Annotated in this window: 16 protein-coding genes, 1 tRNA gene and 1 pseudogene; 6 read left to right on the top strand and 12 right to left on the bottom strand. The window is 44.9% G+C overall.

Annotated elements, in window-relative coordinates; genetic code table 11:
* Positions 1-6 precede the first annotated feature (6 nt).
* Positions 7-663: a translation elongation factor Ts gene (gene tsf, locus IQE94_RS01445; protein WP_212715661.1), complete on the bottom strand. Its 657-nt coding sequence runs from the start codon at positions 661-663 to the stop codon at positions 7-9.
* Here tsf and IQE94_RS01440 point away from each other — a divergent pair.
* A complete protein-coding gene (locus IQE94_RS01440) occupies positions 662-820 on the top strand; it encodes a hypothetical protein (protein ID WP_223342554.1) in 159 nt (52 codons plus the stop codon). The genes tsf and IQE94_RS01440 overlap by 2 nt on opposite strands.
* Here the strand turns inward: IQE94_RS01440 and rpsB are convergent.
* Positions 817-1,626 (bottom strand): 30S ribosomal protein S2, encoded by an 810-nt coding sequence (rpsB, locus tag IQE94_RS01435; protein ID WP_223342553.1) that lies wholly within the window; start codon positions 1,624-1,626, stop codon positions 817-819. The genes IQE94_RS01440 and rpsB overlap by 4 nt on opposite strands.
* A 217-nt stretch (positions 1,627-1,843) precedes the next feature.
* Positions 1,844-1,916: transfer RNA gene (locus IQE94_RS01430), tRNA-Ile, on the bottom strand.
* Between the two features lie 184 nt (positions 1,917-2,100).
* On the opposite strand from IQE94_RS01430, the gene cax reads away from it, so the two are divergent.
* Complete coding sequence (gene cax, locus IQE94_RS01425; RefSeq protein ID WP_194018851.1) at positions 2,101-3,219, top strand: calcium/proton exchanger; 1,119 nt, start codon at positions 2,101-2,103, stop codon at positions 3,217-3,219.
* Between the two features lie 19 nt (positions 3,220-3,238).
* Here the strand turns inward: cax and dcd are convergent, their stop codons facing one another.
* On the bottom strand, positions 3,239-3,820 hold the full coding sequence (gene dcd, locus IQE94_RS01420; protein WP_190597698.1) for a dCTP deaminase: 582 nt from the start codon (positions 3,818-3,820) through the stop codon (positions 3,239-3,241).
* 282 nt (positions 3,821-4,102) lie between these two features.
* Here dcd and IQE94_RS01415 point away from each other — a divergent pair, with 282 nt between their 5' ends.
* The 4 genes from IQE94_RS01415 (at position 4,103) to IQE94_RS01400 (ending at position 7,117) form a co-directional block, all read left to right on the top strand.
* Positions 4,103-4,705, top strand: a complete 603-nt coding sequence (locus IQE94_RS01415; RefSeq protein WP_190597699.1) for a VWA domain-containing protein — start codon at positions 4,103-4,105, stop codon at positions 4,703-4,705.
* A 16-nt stretch (positions 4,706-4,721) separates the two neighbouring features.
* The gene (locus IQE94_RS01410; RefSeq protein ID WP_223342552.1) at positions 4,722-5,147 is read left to right on the top strand and encodes a salt stress protein, Slr1339 family; all 426 of its coding nucleotides are present in this window, start codon (positions 4,722-4,724) and stop codon (positions 5,145-5,147) included.
* 35 nt (positions 5,148-5,182) lie between these two features.
* Positions 5,183-5,695 (top strand): GNAT family N-acetyltransferase, encoded by a 513-nt coding sequence (locus IQE94_RS01405; protein WP_212715659.1) that lies wholly within the window; start codon positions 5,183-5,185, stop codon positions 5,693-5,695.
* A gap of 111 nt (positions 5,696-5,806) precedes the next feature.
* Positions 5,807-7,117 carry an IS701 family transposase gene (locus tag IQE94_RS01400; RefSeq protein ID WP_223341782.1) on the top strand — a complete coding sequence of 437 codons (1,311 nt, stop codon included), beginning with the start codon at positions 5,807-5,809 and terminating at the stop codon, positions 7,115-7,117.
* A gap of 36 nt (positions 7,118-7,153) precedes the next feature.
* On the opposite strand, the gene IQE94_RS01395 is transcribed toward IQE94_RS01400, so the two are convergent.
* The 8 genes and pseudogenes from IQE94_RS01395 to argS form a co-directional block, all read right to left on the bottom strand.
* Positions 7,154-7,636, bottom strand: a complete 483-nt coding sequence (locus tag IQE94_RS01395) for an IS630 family transposase (protein ID WP_249214045.1) — start codon at positions 7,634-7,636, stop codon at positions 7,154-7,156.
* A gap of 7 nt (positions 7,637-7,643) precedes the next feature.
* The gene (locus IQE94_RS01390; protein WP_223342085.1) at positions 7,644-8,024 is read right to left on the bottom strand and encodes an IS630 transposase-related protein; all 381 of its coding nucleotides are present in this window, start codon (positions 8,022-8,024) and stop codon (positions 7,644-7,646) included.
* Positions 8,025-8,252: 228 nt separating this feature from the next.
* Positions 8,253-9,416, bottom strand: a complete 1,164-nt coding sequence (corA, locus tag IQE94_RS01385; RefSeq protein WP_194014396.1) for a magnesium/cobalt transporter CorA — start codon at positions 9,414-9,416, stop codon at positions 8,253-8,255.
* Positions 9,417-9,552: 136 nt separating this feature from the next.
* A complete protein-coding gene (gene uppS / locus IQE94_RS01380; RefSeq protein ID WP_212715657.1) occupies positions 9,553-10,302 on the bottom strand; it encodes a polyprenyl diphosphate synthase in 750 nt (249 codons plus the stop codon).
* A pseudogene (gene cdaA / locus IQE94_RS01375) lies at positions 10,299-11,209 on the bottom strand (diadenylate cyclase CdaA). The gene uppS and the pseudogene cdaA overlap by 4 nt, the downstream one beginning before the upstream one ends.
* Before the next feature lie 42 nt (positions 11,210-11,251).
* Positions 11,252-12,661, bottom strand: a complete 1,410-nt coding sequence (gene lysA / locus IQE94_RS01370) for a diaminopimelate decarboxylase (RefSeq protein ID WP_212715655.1) — start codon at positions 12,659-12,661, stop codon at positions 11,252-11,254.
* A 169-nt stretch (positions 12,662-12,830) separates the two neighbouring features.
* A complete protein-coding gene (locus tag IQE94_RS01365) occupies positions 12,831-14,255 on the bottom strand; it encodes a GTP-binding protein (RefSeq protein ID WP_212715653.1) in 1,425 nt (474 codons plus the stop codon).
* Position 14,256: 1 nt separating this feature from the next.
* Positions 14,257-16,011 (bottom strand): arginine--tRNA ligase, encoded by a 1,755-nt coding sequence (argS, locus tag IQE94_RS01360; protein WP_212715650.1) that lies wholly within the window; start codon positions 16,009-16,011, stop codon positions 14,257-14,259.
* Positions 16,012-16,141 lie beyond the last annotated feature (130 nt).

The following is a 16,141-nucleotide window of genomic DNA, read 5'->3' as shown; positions in this document are numbered from 1 at the left end:
TGAGTATTAGCCCTTAACGGCGGCGGCCACTTCTTCAGCAAAGTTGGTTTCGGCCTTTTCGATGCCTTCGCCCAGGTTAAAGCGAATAAAGCGACGAACTTGGATATTTTCTCCCAATTCGGCGATCGCCTGTTTGACCAATTCTTCGATGGTGAGATTTTGGTCTTTGATGTAGGGCTGGTCCAGCAAAGATAACTCCTTCAGGCGTTTGTCGATGCGGCCTTGGACAATCTTTTCTTTGATGTTGGCAGGCTTTTTGCCCAGGTCATCGCGCCCCATTTCAATTTCCTTCTCTTTAGCCACCATTTCCTGGGGAATATCAGCCACACTGACATATTCCACGTTGGGACAGGCGGCAATCTGCATGGCCACATCGTTAACCAAATCTTTAAACCGATCGCCCCGGGCCACGAAATCAGTTTCACAGTTAACTTCCACCAACACGCCAATGCGGCCACCAAAGTGAATATAGCTGTGGACCAAACCTTCGGCGGCGGTGCGACCAGATTTTTTATCAGCGGAGGCAATACCCTTCTGCCGGAGCCATTCAATGGACTTTTCTAAATTACCCTCATTTTCCTTTAGGGCTTTTTTGCAATCCATCATGCCCGCGCCGGTTTTATCGCGCAGTTCCTTCACGAGTTGAGCGGTAATTTCTGCCATGGTTATCGTTCCTAATCAGTTTTTCTATGATTGCACGGTAATTATTGGGCTAAGGGAAAAAAGTGATGGCCAACACCAGCTAGATGTTCCCCTAGCACCGGGACTGGGTTTCCCTCGGTCCATCGGTAGGACAAAGGGAAAAAGGGACAAAATTTAAGCTTCTGGGGTTGCCGTAGCTTCTGCTTCGGCCACTTCCTCCACCTCTTCAGCGGCTTCTACTTCCAGATTATCCCCATCTAAACCTTCGTCAAATTCCTCGTAGTCATCGCTGACATCTGGCTGACCATGACGACCTTCATAGATGGCATCGGCTAATTTGCCCACAATCAGTTTGATGGAACGGATCGCGTCATCGTTGGCGGGGATGGGCACATCTACCACATCGGGATCACAGTTGGTATCCAACATGGCGATGATGGGAATGCCTAGTTTTTGGCACTCGTGGATGGCGTTATGTTCCCGTCGTTGGTCAACAATCACCACCACATCGGGGAGCTTGCGCATATTTTTAATGCCGCCGAGGTATTTTTGCAATTTCCCCAGTTCCCGCCGGAGCATGGAACCCTCCTTTTTGGGGCGACGGTCAATGGCGCCACTGCTTTCTAGGGCTTCCAATTCCTTTAGGCGATCAACCCGTTTACGGATGGTTTCCCAGTTGGTGAGCATGCCCCCCAACCATCGTTGGTTGACGTAGTGGGCTCCACAGCGTTGGGCTTCCTGGGAAATAATGCCAGCGGCCTGGCGTTTAGTGCCGACAAACAAAAACTTTTTACCGTTGATGGTGGAAGAGCGCACATATTCATAGGCGTCCTCCATCAGTTGGGCGGTTTGCACTAGGTCAATGATATGCACACCATTGCGGGCGGTGTAAATATATTGATCCATGCGGGGGTTCCAGCGGCGGGTTTGGTGGCCGAAGTGAACACCAGACTCTAGCAAATCTGCGAGAGAAACTACGGGCATGTTAAATTTTCTCCTATTCGGGTTTATCCTTCATCCAAGGGAATTTCAGCTTGTGGCAGAAACACCCGAAAGCTTGGATGTGCGAATTTTTGACAACCTTTCTAGTCTAGCAGGCGATCGCCATGGTTACCACCGAAAAATAAGCCTCTTTACCCTTCACCAGGCTTAATGACAAAGCTTAGGATAATCTCTAAAAATTTCATCAACTAAATAAAAGTCCAGGGTACAGGAGTTGAACCTGTCTAGGGCGAATTATGAGTTCGCTGCCTCAACCGCTCGGCCAACCCTGGTAATCGTTTTGCGGGAAACCCCCAGGGATATATTCTAAACCACGGCCTACCCTCCAAGAGAGCGGCCAATAATTTCCCCCAGGAGGAATTATTTAATCTTTTCAGATCAAGATGATTTTGAAATTTCCTGGGGCATAATGAATCGAGCTATCCAAAAAACCATTGCAATGGCGATCGCCAGGTTATGTCCACCAAAAGTAAAATTTTTCTTGTTCTGTTAGTTTTTTGTCCCCTCTCCTTTGCCGCCCACTGGTTGGGTTGGGGGGAAACGACGGTGTTCATTTTGGCGGGTTTGGCCATTGTGCCCCTAGCAGCCTTCATGGGCACTGCCACGGAGGAAATCGCTGTGGTCATCGGTCCCAATGCGGGGGGCTTGCTCAATGCTACCTTCGGCAACGCCACGGAGCTAATCTTGGCTTACATTGCCCTGAAGGAGGGATTGATCGATGTAGTTAAGGCCACCCTGACGGGATCAATTATTGGCAACTTACTGCTGGTAATGGGTTTTGCCGTCTTCCTGGGGGGATTGCGCTATAAGGAACAGAATTTCCAACCGATCGCCGCCCGTTTAAATGCCTCCACCATGAATTTGGGCGTAGTGGCCATTCTTTTGCCCACAGCGTTGCAATATACCTCCACAGGGGTGACGGAAACGGTTTTGCAAAATTTGTCCGTGGCCGTAGCCGTAGTGTTGATCGGGGTTTACTTGCTTTCTCTGGTATTTTCCATGGGAACCCACGCCTATTTGTACGATGTGGGTTTAGCTGAAAATATGGAAATGCCGGAACTAGGCGAAACCATGGCGGAACCATCCCCTCCCACAGAAGAGGAAAAACCAAATCTTTGGCTTTGGACGGGGGTTTTATTGGCCGTCACCCTGGGGGTAGCCGTGGAGTCGGAATTACTGGTGGGCTCCCTTGAAGTGGCTACGGAGTCCCTGGGATTAACTGCCCTGTTTACTGGGGTAATTCTCCTACCCATTATTGGTAATGCCGCTGAGCATGCCACCGCCGTCACTGTGGCCATGAAGGACAAAATGGATCTTTCCATGTCTGTGGTGATGGGATCGAGCCTGCAAATTGCCTTTTTTGTGGCACCAGTCCTGGTCATCGTCGGCTGGGCGATCGGTCAACCCATGGACTTAAATTTCAATCCTTTCGAGTTGGTGGCGGTATTGGTGGCGGTGTTGATTGTCAACTCCATCAGTGGTGACGGCAGTTCCAATTGGCTAGAGGGGGTCCTATTGCTCGCCACCTATGCCATTGTGGCCCTAGCTTTCTACTTCCATCCCACCCTGATCTAGTGCGTAGTTTTTGGCAACCCTAAACCCGGGGTAATGTGACCGATTGGGGCTGATTTTGATATTTGCCCCTTCTGGTTTCGTAGCTAATGTCGCAGTTTTCCCCTTCAAAAAAGAGCAGTTGCACAATGCCTTCATTGGCGTAAATACGGCAATCGGCACTGGAGGAATTAGAAAATTCCAGGGTGAGGTGACCACACCACCCCGCCTCCCCCGGAGTTAAATTGGCGATAATGCCAGCCCGAGCGTAAGTACTTTTACCGATACAAAGCACAGTGACATTGGCGGGGATCGCTAATCTTTCCACTGCCACCCCTAGGCCGTAGGAGTGGGCCGGCAAAATGAAATAACTGCCACTGCTATCTTTGTGGAGTTGGGTTGCTTCCAAATTGTGGGGATTAAAGTTTTTGGGGTCAACTACAGTGCCCGGAATATGACGAAAAATGCGAAAATCCGCCGCCGAAAGTCGAATATCATAACCAAAACTGCTTAGACCAAAAGAAATAGCCGGTTCCCCCTCTATTTGCCGCATTAGCTGGGGTTCAAAAGGCTCAATCATGCCTTGGGCGGCCTGGGCGCGGATCCAAATGTCATTTTTGATCATGGACAAAGTTCAAGGAAATAAAGCGGCAATCATTATAGCTGGATCAATGGCGATCGCCGACGAGAATAATTAAAGCTAGTCTTGTCGTGATGTGGTCAACGGAATAATTAATCATCAAAAACGCTAAAAATATTTATCATCCTTGGTAAATTCTGAGTTCATCAAATAATTTTGAATGCTCCAATTTATTGGTAGAGTCGTAGAAAAATCAAAATTATGCTACTGACAGACTGAAAAAATTTCTATAATTGACAACAAGTTCATTTCACAAGCAGGTTCAAGATGCCAAACCAACGGGATTACACACTCATTATTGATAAAAGCGGTAGCATGTCTATCATCGAGCCAAAATTCCAAAAAAGCCGATGGGAGCTAGTTCAAGAATCAACCCTCGCCCTAGCCAGAAAGTGTGATCAGCTAGATGATGATGGGATCACCGTGTACACCTTCTCTGGTAAATTTCGTCGTTACGATAACGTCAACGCATCTAAAGTAGAGCAAATTTTCCAAGAAAATGAGCCAGTAGGGGGCACTAATCTCACCGCCGTTCTACAGGATGCGATCAATAATTTTTTACAACGAAAAAAATCTAATCAAGCCCAAATAGGTGAAACTATTTTAGTGATTACGGATGGAGAACCGAATGATCGTAGATCCGTGTTTGAAATCATTATCCAAGCCAGCAAATGTCTAGATGCAGATGAAGAATTGGCCATTTCATTCATGCAAATCGGTAATGACCCCAGTGCTACCAAATTTCTTCAAGCCCTTGATGATCAATTAATGGAAGTAGGAGCCAAGTTTGATATCGTCGATACGGTAACTTTTGATGAAATGGAAGATTTAACATTAACTGAAGTTTTATTAAACGCTATCGAGGATTAAAACTAGAGATTTTATTATGAACGACTCCGATTCCATTGACTCTATACTGGCTGACCTCCACCAAAAATATATTCAAGAACCAGACATAATATCTAATAATCCAACGATAGACCCTACCTTGAGTAAAGGGCAACAGCATCCAACTTTAGATAGAATTTTAAATGAATTAAAACAAGGTTTTAAGATTAATTACTTTCCCGAAAAAACGAATCAAATCCCAACCATAATCAAAGAATCACCCCAAGTTTTAAATCCAGAATTAAAAAATTTAATCGATCGCCAAGAGCAACAAAGGCAGGCAATCATTGCTCAAAAAGCACAACAATGGCTAGATCAACTTGACCCACTGTCCGGTGAGGGAATTTGGTTTGCAGATTTAGCCAAGCATTATCCATCTACCTTAGCCGCAGCCATCGCCTTATTAAATAACGAATCAACCTAAAATTAACATAGTCTTATATTATTAAAATCACAAAAATGATTGACATTGTAAAAGCAGATCTTAATTTAACTATCCATGCGGAAGCAATGATTCAATTGATGGATGAATATGCCCGTGATCCCATGGGAGGAGGAGAAGGATTATCTGATTATGTTAAAGCAAATCTGCCTGTAGAACTTGCCAAAAGACCTTCTGCCCATGTCATTCTTGCCTTTGTTGATTTTCAGCCTGCTGGTCTTATTGTGTGTCTAGAAGGATTTTCTACTTTTGCTTGTAAGCCATTATTAAATATTCATGATGTTATTGTTTCTTTGCCCTATCGTGGTAAGGGATTATCAAAACTAATGTTGCACAAAGTAGAAGCCATTGCTTTAGATTTAGGCTGTTGTAAACTTACTTTAGAAGTACTTGAAGGAAATTATGTTGCCCAATCAGCGTACAAGTCGTTTGGTTTTGGTGGTTATGAGCTAAATCCCCAAATGGGTAAAGCATTATTTTGGCAAAAAAAGTTGCCGAATATGCCTAGTTTTATTCATCATATGTCATGAATAGTCATAAAGTAAGATAGCTAGCTTCCCAGAAGTGTTGAATGATATCCCTCTTCCGTCAGACTGAGGGAATTAAAATGGAGATAAAAGGCTGAAAAGCGCGGAGGGAGAATGACAAAGACAAGAGAGGCGAAAAAGACAGTACAGTGTGTAGACACATATAGTGAACTGTATAAAGATATATTTCCAGAAGTGAGGTCTTATGAGTCATTTAAATATATCATTGTGGGAATATTAAGTGATATAAAAAGAAAGAGTTTACCTGCAATAGCATCATCACTAGGATTGAAAAATGAACAGGGATTACTGCATTTCATGACAGATTCTCCTTGGGAATTAAAAGAATTAGAAAAAAGAAGATTAAATATTATCTTAGAAGTTTTAGAAGGAAGAGAAATAATAGTAATAATAGATGAAACAGGAGACCCCAAAAAAGGGAAAACAACAGATTATGTAAAAAGACAATATATTGGAAATTTAGGAAAAATAGAAAGCGGTATAGTGTCAGTAAATGCCTATGGTTACTGCAATGGAGTAACGTTTCCTCTAGAATCAAAAGTATTTAAACCAAAAGAAAGATTAAAAGAGGGAGATAAGTATAAAACAAAGCCGGAATTAGCAGTAGAGATAATAAAAGAACTAGAAGAAAGTGGTTTTAAAATAAAAAGAGTAGTGTCAGATAGCTTATATGGAGAAAGCCATAGCAATTTTATCAGTGCCGTAGAGGAATTAAAAATAGAATATGCAGTGGGAATCCGGAGCAATCATGGGGTCTGGCTTCCAAAGGAAGCTAAAGTAAGGGCAAATAAGTGGAGGAGGTTTGAACATATAAGATGGGATGGAAAACAGGAAGATAGGTATATCAGAGAAATAGTTTATGGCAAAAAAAACGCAATAAGATATTGGGAAATTAAAACAGAAACAGAAAAAGAGGAGGAAAAAGCAGGATGGTTTGTAATGACTCGAATACCAGATATTAAATATAAAGAAGTTGGCAGAATATATGGGGTAAGGTCATGGATAGAATATGGATTTAAGCAATGCAAAAGTGAATTAGGATGGGCAGATTTTAGGGTAACTCATTATGAGCAAATTCAAAAATGGTGGGAATTAGTGATGTGTGCATATTGTATGATTTGTTTTTATGATGAGAATTTTAATCCGACTCTAAATTCAACGTCAAAGTATCATCAAAAGCATGAAAAATGGGATAAAGAAGAAGGGTGGAAAAAATGGCTAAACAACCTACGATTAGTGATCTCTGTATTTAATGCAATAAATCTTATCAAAAAGTGGTTAAAAGTATTTCCATTTGCCCATGTTTTGGATGAGTTAACTAAACTTTACAACAAGGTTGATAAGCTAGATCGATTAAAGTATTTGCTAAATTCATGGAATACATTCTATTCTTCTTCTGCCTAGATTGACGGAAGAGGGATATAGCAAAGGACGAGATAGTTAGGACATTTCTCTCAACGCTATATCCAATGCAGAAATCAGCGATTCTCCATTACTAACAAGTTGGGAAACATAACGTTTTAGTCTCGCCCAGAACTTCTCAATTTTGTTCAAGTCTGGTGAATATGGTGGTAAAAATATAACCTCACACCCAGCTTTTGCTACCAATGCCTTTATTCTTTCTTTCGGATGAAAGCTTGCATTATCCATGATTAGTATCTGACCTGGTATTAACTCTGGTAATAACATTTCTTCTATCCACGTGCATACTACTTGAGCGTTACAGTATCCTTCAAATATCATTGGAGCTATTGTTGTTCCATTCCACCAACAACTTATTATGCTGACTCTCTTGGTTCTATGTCCTAATTTGCTTGCCTTTAATCTCTCTGATTTATGACAGTACCCATAGGGGTAGTCTAGAGTGTCATCTAGACCGGCTTGATCCATATAAATCAGTTTTTCTGCCGCATATTGCTTGATTTCATCTTCAAATGCCTTTCTCGCTTCCTCTTCTATTTCCCTGTAAATATAAGTTTTTTTTTCTAGTAAACCCTATTTTCTTTAGAGCCTTACTTATTCTTATTCTACTTACAGGCTCTGGCCATTTTTCTGCCATTTGTTTTTGCGTTAAATGACCGTTCTCCTCTGCAAATTCTCTGAATTTATCCAAATCATCTATTTTCGGTCGTGGACCACGCTCATAATCTCTCTTCGCGGCTACACTTCCTGTTTCTTTCTTCTTTTTTATCCATAGGTCTAAGGTGTTGCGACTAATGTTCAGTGTTCGGCAGACATGGCTTTTCTTCTCTCCTTTTTCTACTGCACTTACCGCTTTCTCTCTTAGATCTACACTGTAGGGGGCTGGCATCGCTTTTTTCCTAACTCTTTCCCTACATTATGTCCTAACCTTAGCAATCTTTGCTATATCTTGGAAGAAATTCAACTAATTAGAATACCTTAATAATTAACTTGACCACAAATTATGAGGAGGCTAGAAAATATTATCTTGCCGGGCTGCAACCCGTTTAAAGACCTCTTGGCAATACTCCAAGGTTTCCTGAAATAATCAAGGTGTGTTTGATGATTGCTAAGCTAGCTACTTTTCTCCTAAATCATAGGAGGGACTAAGCCAACCTTTGCGCCAGAAGAAATAGAGGGAGCCTCCAGCAATTAAAATCATTACTATCCAGGTAATGTAGTAGCCCCAAGGACTATTTAATTCTGGCATGTCTTTGAAGTTCATACCATAGACTCCAGCAATAAAAGTTAGGGGAATGAAAATGGTGGAAATAACAGTCAAAAACTTCATCACCTCGTTCATTTTATTGCTCATGGCGGTCATATAAACCTCCATTAAACTAGAAGCTAATTCCCGATACGCTTCGATAATATCTAACACTTGAATGATGTGATCGTAGCAATCTCGAAAATAAATTCTAACGTCTGAACTGACAATGGAATTGGTAGTGTCCCGCAGCAGCACATTCATTACATGGCGCAGGGGCCAAATTAACCGTCTCAGGGCCAATAATTCGCGGCGAATATGATAAATTTCCTCCATCAATGAACTATTGGGATTGCGAATAATGGTATCTTCTAGGGCTTCAATGCGCTCCTCGTAGTCTTCCAATAGGGGAAAATATTCATCAATTAACATGTCAATTAACAAATAGCAGAGGTAATCCGCCCCCTGTTGGCATACCTTCCCTTGGTTGGTGCGAATTCTTTCCCGCAATGGGTTAAAACAATCAATAATATGGCCTTCCTGGAAAGTTAACAGGTAACGTTTGCCCAACACAAAACTGACCTGTTCACTTTCAAATCCATCTTCTTCCCGGTTGGGGCGTACCCGATGGGCAATCACCATGACATGGTCGTTATAGTCTTCTACTTTTGCCCGCTGGGGAACGTTAACAATATCTTCTAAAAGTAGGGGGTGTAATTTGAAAATTTCCCCTACTTCCTTAAGCACTTCTTCACTGCCCAAACCTTCAATGTCCATCCAGGAAACAGTATTTGTTCCTAAATAAGGTCTTAGAGCATTAGGACTGATATCGGATTTGCGAACAGCATGGTTGGGACTATAGTCCACTAAGACTATGCGGGAAGGAGGTGCATCGGGTTCAATGCTGAGGGTTCCTGGTTCACTACCCGGTTCATCGTAGAAATAGTCAAAATAGTCTTCCTCTTCCTCTGCTTCTGGGGGGCGGCGCAGTTGGCGCAGGAGAAAATCCTCAATGCCAGTTTGGGTTTGGGGCATGGCAAATGCTCGGGAAAACTAGTTGATTTTATCGCAGGCTGTTTAAAGTTTGTTTAAACTTGGGCGCCTCTGTTGTTTCAACCCGGAGGTGAACCGAGGCAAATTTAATTTCTACTTTAATTTTTGCGTGGTAATTTCAAACCTTACCAAAGCGACGGTGCCTTTGTTGATAGTCCCGTAGGGCTAAATGGAACGCTTGGCGATCAAAGTCGGGCCAGAGGGTGGAGGTGACATAGATTTCTGCGTAGGCCATTTGCCAGAGCAAAAAGTTGCTAATCCTCAGTTCCCCACTGGTGCGGATCAAGAGGTCCGGATGGGATAAACCTTCAGTATAGAGATATTTTTCCACCACTCCTTCATCAATAATTTCCGGGTCTAACTTTCCCGCTTGCACTTCCCTGGCGATCGCCTGGCAGACATGGACAATTTCTTGGCGGCCGCCATAGTTGGTGGCCACGGTGAAGCGGATTCCCGTATTATTTTTCGTATCTTCCATCGAGCGGGCAATTTCATCCTGGAGAGACCGAGGCAGGGAAGTCAGATTACCCACAAAGCGGATCCGGACATTTTCCGCCATCATTTCCTTCAATTCCCGCCGTAATACCCGCTCAAACAGGGTCATTAAAAATTCAACTTCTTCCAAGGGGCGGCCCCAATTTTCGGTGGAAAAAGCATAGGCTGTCAGGGCAGAAATGCCCCAATCGTCGCAACAACGCAACAAATTTTTCAGGGAGTCCACCCCCCGCTGGTGGCCCATAATCCTTGGCATTCCCCTTTGCTTTGCCCAGCGGCCATTCCCATCCATGATGACCGCCACATGTTGGGGTAACCGTTGTTTGTCCAAATCCGGCGGTAATGTTTCTAAGATGACAGGTTTAATAGTCATTTTTTGTCGTTTTGGGCAGTTGAGGAAGGCAGCCAAAGCAAACGTCTGAGTATTCCCCAACTTTGATTGCTCAGGCTACGGCTCAGACGGCTAAGTTGGGGAGTAACTGACTCCCGCTCTGTGGGGGGGCATATTCAGTTTCTAGCAATTCCTTTAGTTTACTGCTAGTCAGGGGACGGTTGAGATTTCCTCCCTGGGCTAGGGTAATGGAACCGGTTTCCTCGGAAACGACAATACAAAGGCAATTTTCACTTTTTTCGGTGATGCCCATGGCGGCTCGGTGCCTGGTGCCCAACTGCCGAGAAGCACTGCGTTCTGAGAGGGGCAAAATAACCCCTGCGGACACTAAACGGGAGCCTCGGATAAAAATGGCCCCATCGTGGAGCAAAGTTTTCGGCTGAAAAATGGTTTGCAACAATTCCTTGGACAACTTACTGTCAATGGCTACCCCCCGATTGAGAAAAATACGGCTGTCCAAAATTCCTTGAGCTTCCATCACCATCAGGGCGCCAATCCGATTTTGGGACAGTTCCTTAACGGCATCGACAATTTCGTCAATGGCATCGGTGCTGGGGGGGCTAGAACTCCGCCGCCGCAGTAATTCTAAAAATCTCCCCTGGCCAAGCAGTTCTAAAAATCGCCTCAGTTCTGCCTGGAAGATTACTGCTAAGGCCACCGCTGTGCCCAAGACAAATTTTTCCAGCACAAATTTCAACAATTCTAAATGGAGGCGATCGCTCACCAGTTGGGCCACCATCAACACCAACAGTCCCCGCATAATCCACAGGATTTGATTTTCGCCAAAGACTCGGCTTAGCAGGTAGAACAAACCGATGACTAAACCAAGATCGAGGGCGCCATGGAGGAGGGGAAGCAGAGAGATAAGATCCGGGGGAAAGCCCGACATGGGTAAGGGGAGATGGTCGTTAGGGTGGGGGTGGGGAGAAATTTAGGAAAGTAGACGGTTGGGTAAACAATCCTGGCGCAATAGGTCGGTGTAGGTTTCCCGTTGCAGAATTAGGTTTGCTTGCCCTTGGCTAACTAGTACAGCGGCTGGGCGTCCTAAACGGTTGTAGTTGGAAGCCATGCTGTAGTTATAGGCTCCAGTGGCGGCTACTACCAAGACATCCCCCGGTTCTGCGACGGGGAGTTCCACATCCTTAACGAGAATATCGCCGGACTCACAATGTTTCCCGGCCACGGTGACAGTTTCGGTTAATTCGTCGTTCATGCGGTTGGCTAGAGCTACCCGATATACCGATTGGTAGGTGATAGGGCGGGGATTATCGGACATGCCGCCATCGACGGAAATATAGGTGCGAATATTGGGCACGACTTTGCGCCCCCCCACTCGATAGGCCGTTACACAGGCAGACCCGACCAGGGAACGTCCCGGCTCAGCAATGAGTTTGGGGTAAGGGATATTATGGCGATCGCAGGCCTTGGCTACGGAGAGGGCCGCCGCTTGGACCCATTCTTCAATGCTGGGGGGATCATCACTTTCGGTGTAGCAAATCCCTAGGCCACCACCGATGTTGAGTTCCCTGAGGGGCAGGCCGTAGGTTAAACCTTTGGTAAACCATTGTACCAACACTTCCCCTAAGTCTTGGTGGGGCTGGCGCTCAAAAATTTGGGAGCCGATGTGAGCATGGAGTCCGAGGCAATGGAGTAGGGGCTGTTGGGTGATGTAGGTGAAAACCGCTTCTAGCTGGTTGGGATCAAAGCCAAATTTGCTGTCTAGATGTCCAGTTTTAATGTATTCATGGGTGTGACATTCGATACCGGGGGTAAGGCGCAACATGATTTTTACCGGCTCCCCTGATTTGGCCGCCAACTTGCTCAGGGTTTCTAATTCCAGCCAGTTGTCGACAATGATGGTGCAATCAACAGTGATCGCCTCTTGGAGTTCCTGCACTGATTTGTTATTGCCGTGGAAGTAAATTTTTTCTGCAATCTCAGCTTCGTCCCAGCCTAATTGCTTGAGGGCTGAAACCGTGGTGAATAATTCCCCGCCAGATACCACATCAAACCCTAAACCTTCCTGGGCGGCGATCGCCACGACGGCTAAACAACTCCAAGCTTTGGAAGCGTAGATTACTTGGCTTGGGCCAGGATAGTAGTTTTGGAAAGATTGACAATACTGCTGGACCGCTTGCCGGAGGGTGGTTTCATCCAAAATGTAGAGGGGAGAACCAAACTGTTCCACCAAAGCCGTGACGGAGCAACCACCAATTTCCAGCTCACCGTTTTTATTGATAGCAGAGGTCAGAGGTAAAAGATTTTGGTTGGGGGAGGGGGAGGCCGGTTTTTTTAACAATGTGCTGCCGGTGGTCGGACGGGGCATTTCAGTGGAGAGCATACGCAGGGGTAATTTTAATACAAATAAAATTTAGTCAGGCTGGTCAGACAGCGGAGCTACAACAACCGGGGGCAAAGCAAAACCCTAAAAGTATCAATAACTCTTGTAATATCTCAGTTTATCAATCTTGGGGATGATTGTTTTCCTTCTTTTTCTGTCTCAACTGCGGTTAAGGGGAGGGGGAGACAATTCTTTCTGGCGTTAATTTTCCCTGCAGTTCTTGCTTAATGCGGGCCATAACGGAATTTTGATCCAATGAATTGAGAATATCTCGCACCACCGTCCGGGGCCCCGTTTCTCCCCAGGCGGCTCCGTTGGCTAGGTAGGTTTTGGTCACTTGACCGATCGCCAAGGTGGACACTCCTGCCACACTAGCTTGGGTGAGGGCAACGGAAATATAGGGGGCCAGGGCCAATCCCCCAGTTAACGGCACCGTTAAACCAAGTAAGCCTTTGAGGGAACTGAGGCCTAATCCGGCCAAAAATTCGCTGGCTGTGATGCCCCCCATGCTCACCCCAATTTTTTGCAACAGGGCGATCGCCGCCGTCTGGGTCATGGGTAAGCCATACAGTTTGGACAGGGAAATAATCAGGGCCACATCCACCACTGCCCCACTGAATAAATCCAGCACAGTCACCGGGTTGAGGGCAATGGCCGCCGCCTTGACCATCACTGCTTTTTGAATAATGGTATTAGCTTGATTATCCCGCAAACGCATTTTTTGTTGCACTAATTTATCATTTAAGCTGTCAGCACAGAGCAAAGTGTTTAAAGCGACTAAGGATTTTCCTTCCCGTTGGAGCAAGTCAATAATTTTTAATCGTAAGTTATCAACTTTTGCTTCCCCTCGGTATTGATGACGTTCCAACTTTCCCTGGGCATTTTCTCTCAATTCTGTCACCAATGGGCTGGCGGAAACTAAGACAATTTCTTCTGGAGACAATAATTCTTTTACCCGTTCATCGCGAATCTTTTCGTAAATTAATTGCTGATCTGTCGCCGGATATTGATCAATTTTATTAAATACTAACAACATCGGTTTGCCCACCGCCCGCAGTTGGGACAAGGCTTGGAATTCCACCTGGGACATGTCTCCTGCAATGACAAACAAAATTAAATCCACCTGTTGGGCTACGGCGATCGCCAATTGTTCCCGCTCTTTACCCTTTACTTCATCAATGCCCGGTGTATCAATTAATTGTAATTGGGCATTACCCCAACCGGAAATAGTAACGGTAGATAAACCGTCAGCTTGGGTCAATGACCAGGGAGCGGACTGGTGACTCTGGGTAACACCATGGACTGGCCCAGTAGTGAAAACTTGCGCACCTAAAAGGGCATTGAGTAGGGAAGATTTTCCCCTTCCAACCAAACCAAAAGCCGCAATTTGTACTAATCCTTGGTTGAGGTTTTCCAGCATGGCACAGAGGTGACCAATTTCCCTTTCCAGTCCCTGTTTTTCCCTAGTATCGAGATCAATGTGTTCAACGATCGCCGTCAAACTAGCCTGGGCTTGCTGATAATTTAAATCTTCTTGAATCGCGCTAATAATATCTAAAGTTTGGTCTAAATCAGTCAAAGAATTATTATTCATACTACATCCTGTCTAAAACCGGAATGCCCAATAAAGACAAGCCTAGTTTTAAAGTCCTGGCGGTGAGATCACAAAATAATAAACGGGAGCTACGTTGGGGTTCACTGGCTTTCAACACGGGGCAATTTTCATAAAAACGATTAAAAACTTTGCTTAATTCATAAAGATAATCGCAAAGGCGATTGGGCAACAAACTAGTTTCCACCGTTTCAATGACGTCAGCAAATTGTAAAAGACTTTTAGCCAAAACTAACTCGCTTGGTTCAGTCAGCACAATTTCACCGCTGTCCATTTGAGCAAAATCAATGCCCCCTTCCCGACTAATGCTTTGAATGCGGGCGTAGGCATAGAGCATATAGGGGGCGGTATTGCCCTGGAGAGCCAACATTTTGTCAAAATTAAAAACGTAATCGCTAGTGCGATTTTGGCTTAAATCTGCATATTTCACCGCTCCAATGCCCACCCTTTGGGCCACATTTTCCATAAATTCTGGGGTTTCTTGCCGTTCTTCCATCGCTAAACGAGTTTCCAAATCCTGTCTGGCCCGAGCCACTGCTTCCGTTAACAAATCCTTGAGGCGAATGGTGTCCCCCGCCCTAGTTTTCAGCTTTTTGCCGTCTTCGCCCTTAACCAAGCCAAACGGCACATGGACTACTTGACTGGGATCAGTGAGAATGCCAGCTCTTTGGGCTACCTGAAAAAATTGGGCAAAATGGTTGGCTTGCCCCGCATCGGTGACGTAAATAATTTTCTGCACCCCATCGGTTTTTAAGCGATAATTCAAAGCGGCCAAGTCCGTGGTGGCGTAGTTATAACCCCCATCGGATTTTTGCACTATTAATGGCAGGCGATCGCCATCTTTATTGGTGAAGCCATCGAGGAAAACACATTGGGCACCATTATCTTCCACTAGCAAATCTTTTTCCTGTAATAATTCCACTACACCAGGTAAAAAGGGGTTATAAAATGATTCTCCCCGCTCCTTAATGGTGATATCTAACCAATCGTAAATCAGTTGAAATTCCCGTCGAGATTGGTCACAAAGCAATTGCCATGCTTTGATGTTTTCTGCATCCCCTGCCTGGAGAGAAACTACAGCCTGACGGGACGCTTCCCGAAATTGTTCATCTTGATCAAACCTTTGTTTAGCTTGCTTGTAAAAGGTAACTAGATCGCCAATCTCTAACGCATCGGCGGTTACCAATGCCTCTGGATAAACTTCTTTTAAATAGGTGATTAACATGCCAAATTGGGTGCCCCAGTCCCCCACATGATTGAGACGCAAAACGTCATAGCCCCGCAATTCCAACACCCGCGCCAAACAATCTCCAATGATGGTAGAGCGGAGATGACCCACGTGCATTTCCTTGGCAATATTGGGGCTCGAAAAATCCACCACCACCCTTTCTGCAGCTTGGATTAGGGACACGCCCAATTGTTGATCCTGTTGGAGTTTAATTAATTGTTCTCCTAGATAATCAGGCAATAGCTTGAGGTTAATAAAACCTGGCCCAGCGATGGTTAATGGTTCACAAATTTCGCTTAAATTAACTTTGTCGACAATCTCCATGGCGATCGCCCGGGGCGATTGACCCAACTGCTTAGCCAGGGGCAGAGCAATGTTGCACTGAAAATCACCAAATTTAGGATTGGAAGCGGGCACCACCAGGGTAGTGGGCAGGGTAACATCGGGCGGAAACTGACCCTCCAGAGCTTGGGCAAAGTGATCATTGAGTTGGGTCAGAATCGATACCATGGACGATGATGTTAGGGGAAGTGAACGTTAAACAATCAAAAACTAGGGGACGAGCTGGACAGTAATGTCCTGTAACAAGCCCTGACATAACCAGTATATTAGATTAACTACCCCAAGGGAATTTGTAGAA

The organism is Synechocystis sp. PCC 7339, from assembly GCF_019924095.1.
In the GTDB taxonomy this organism is placed as follows: Bacteria; Cyanobacteriota; Cyanobacteriia; order Cyanobacteriales; family Microcystaceae; genus Synechocystis.
Note: the sequence above shows the minus strand (reverse complement) of the source record. Positions and strands in the feature narration are given on the sequence as shown.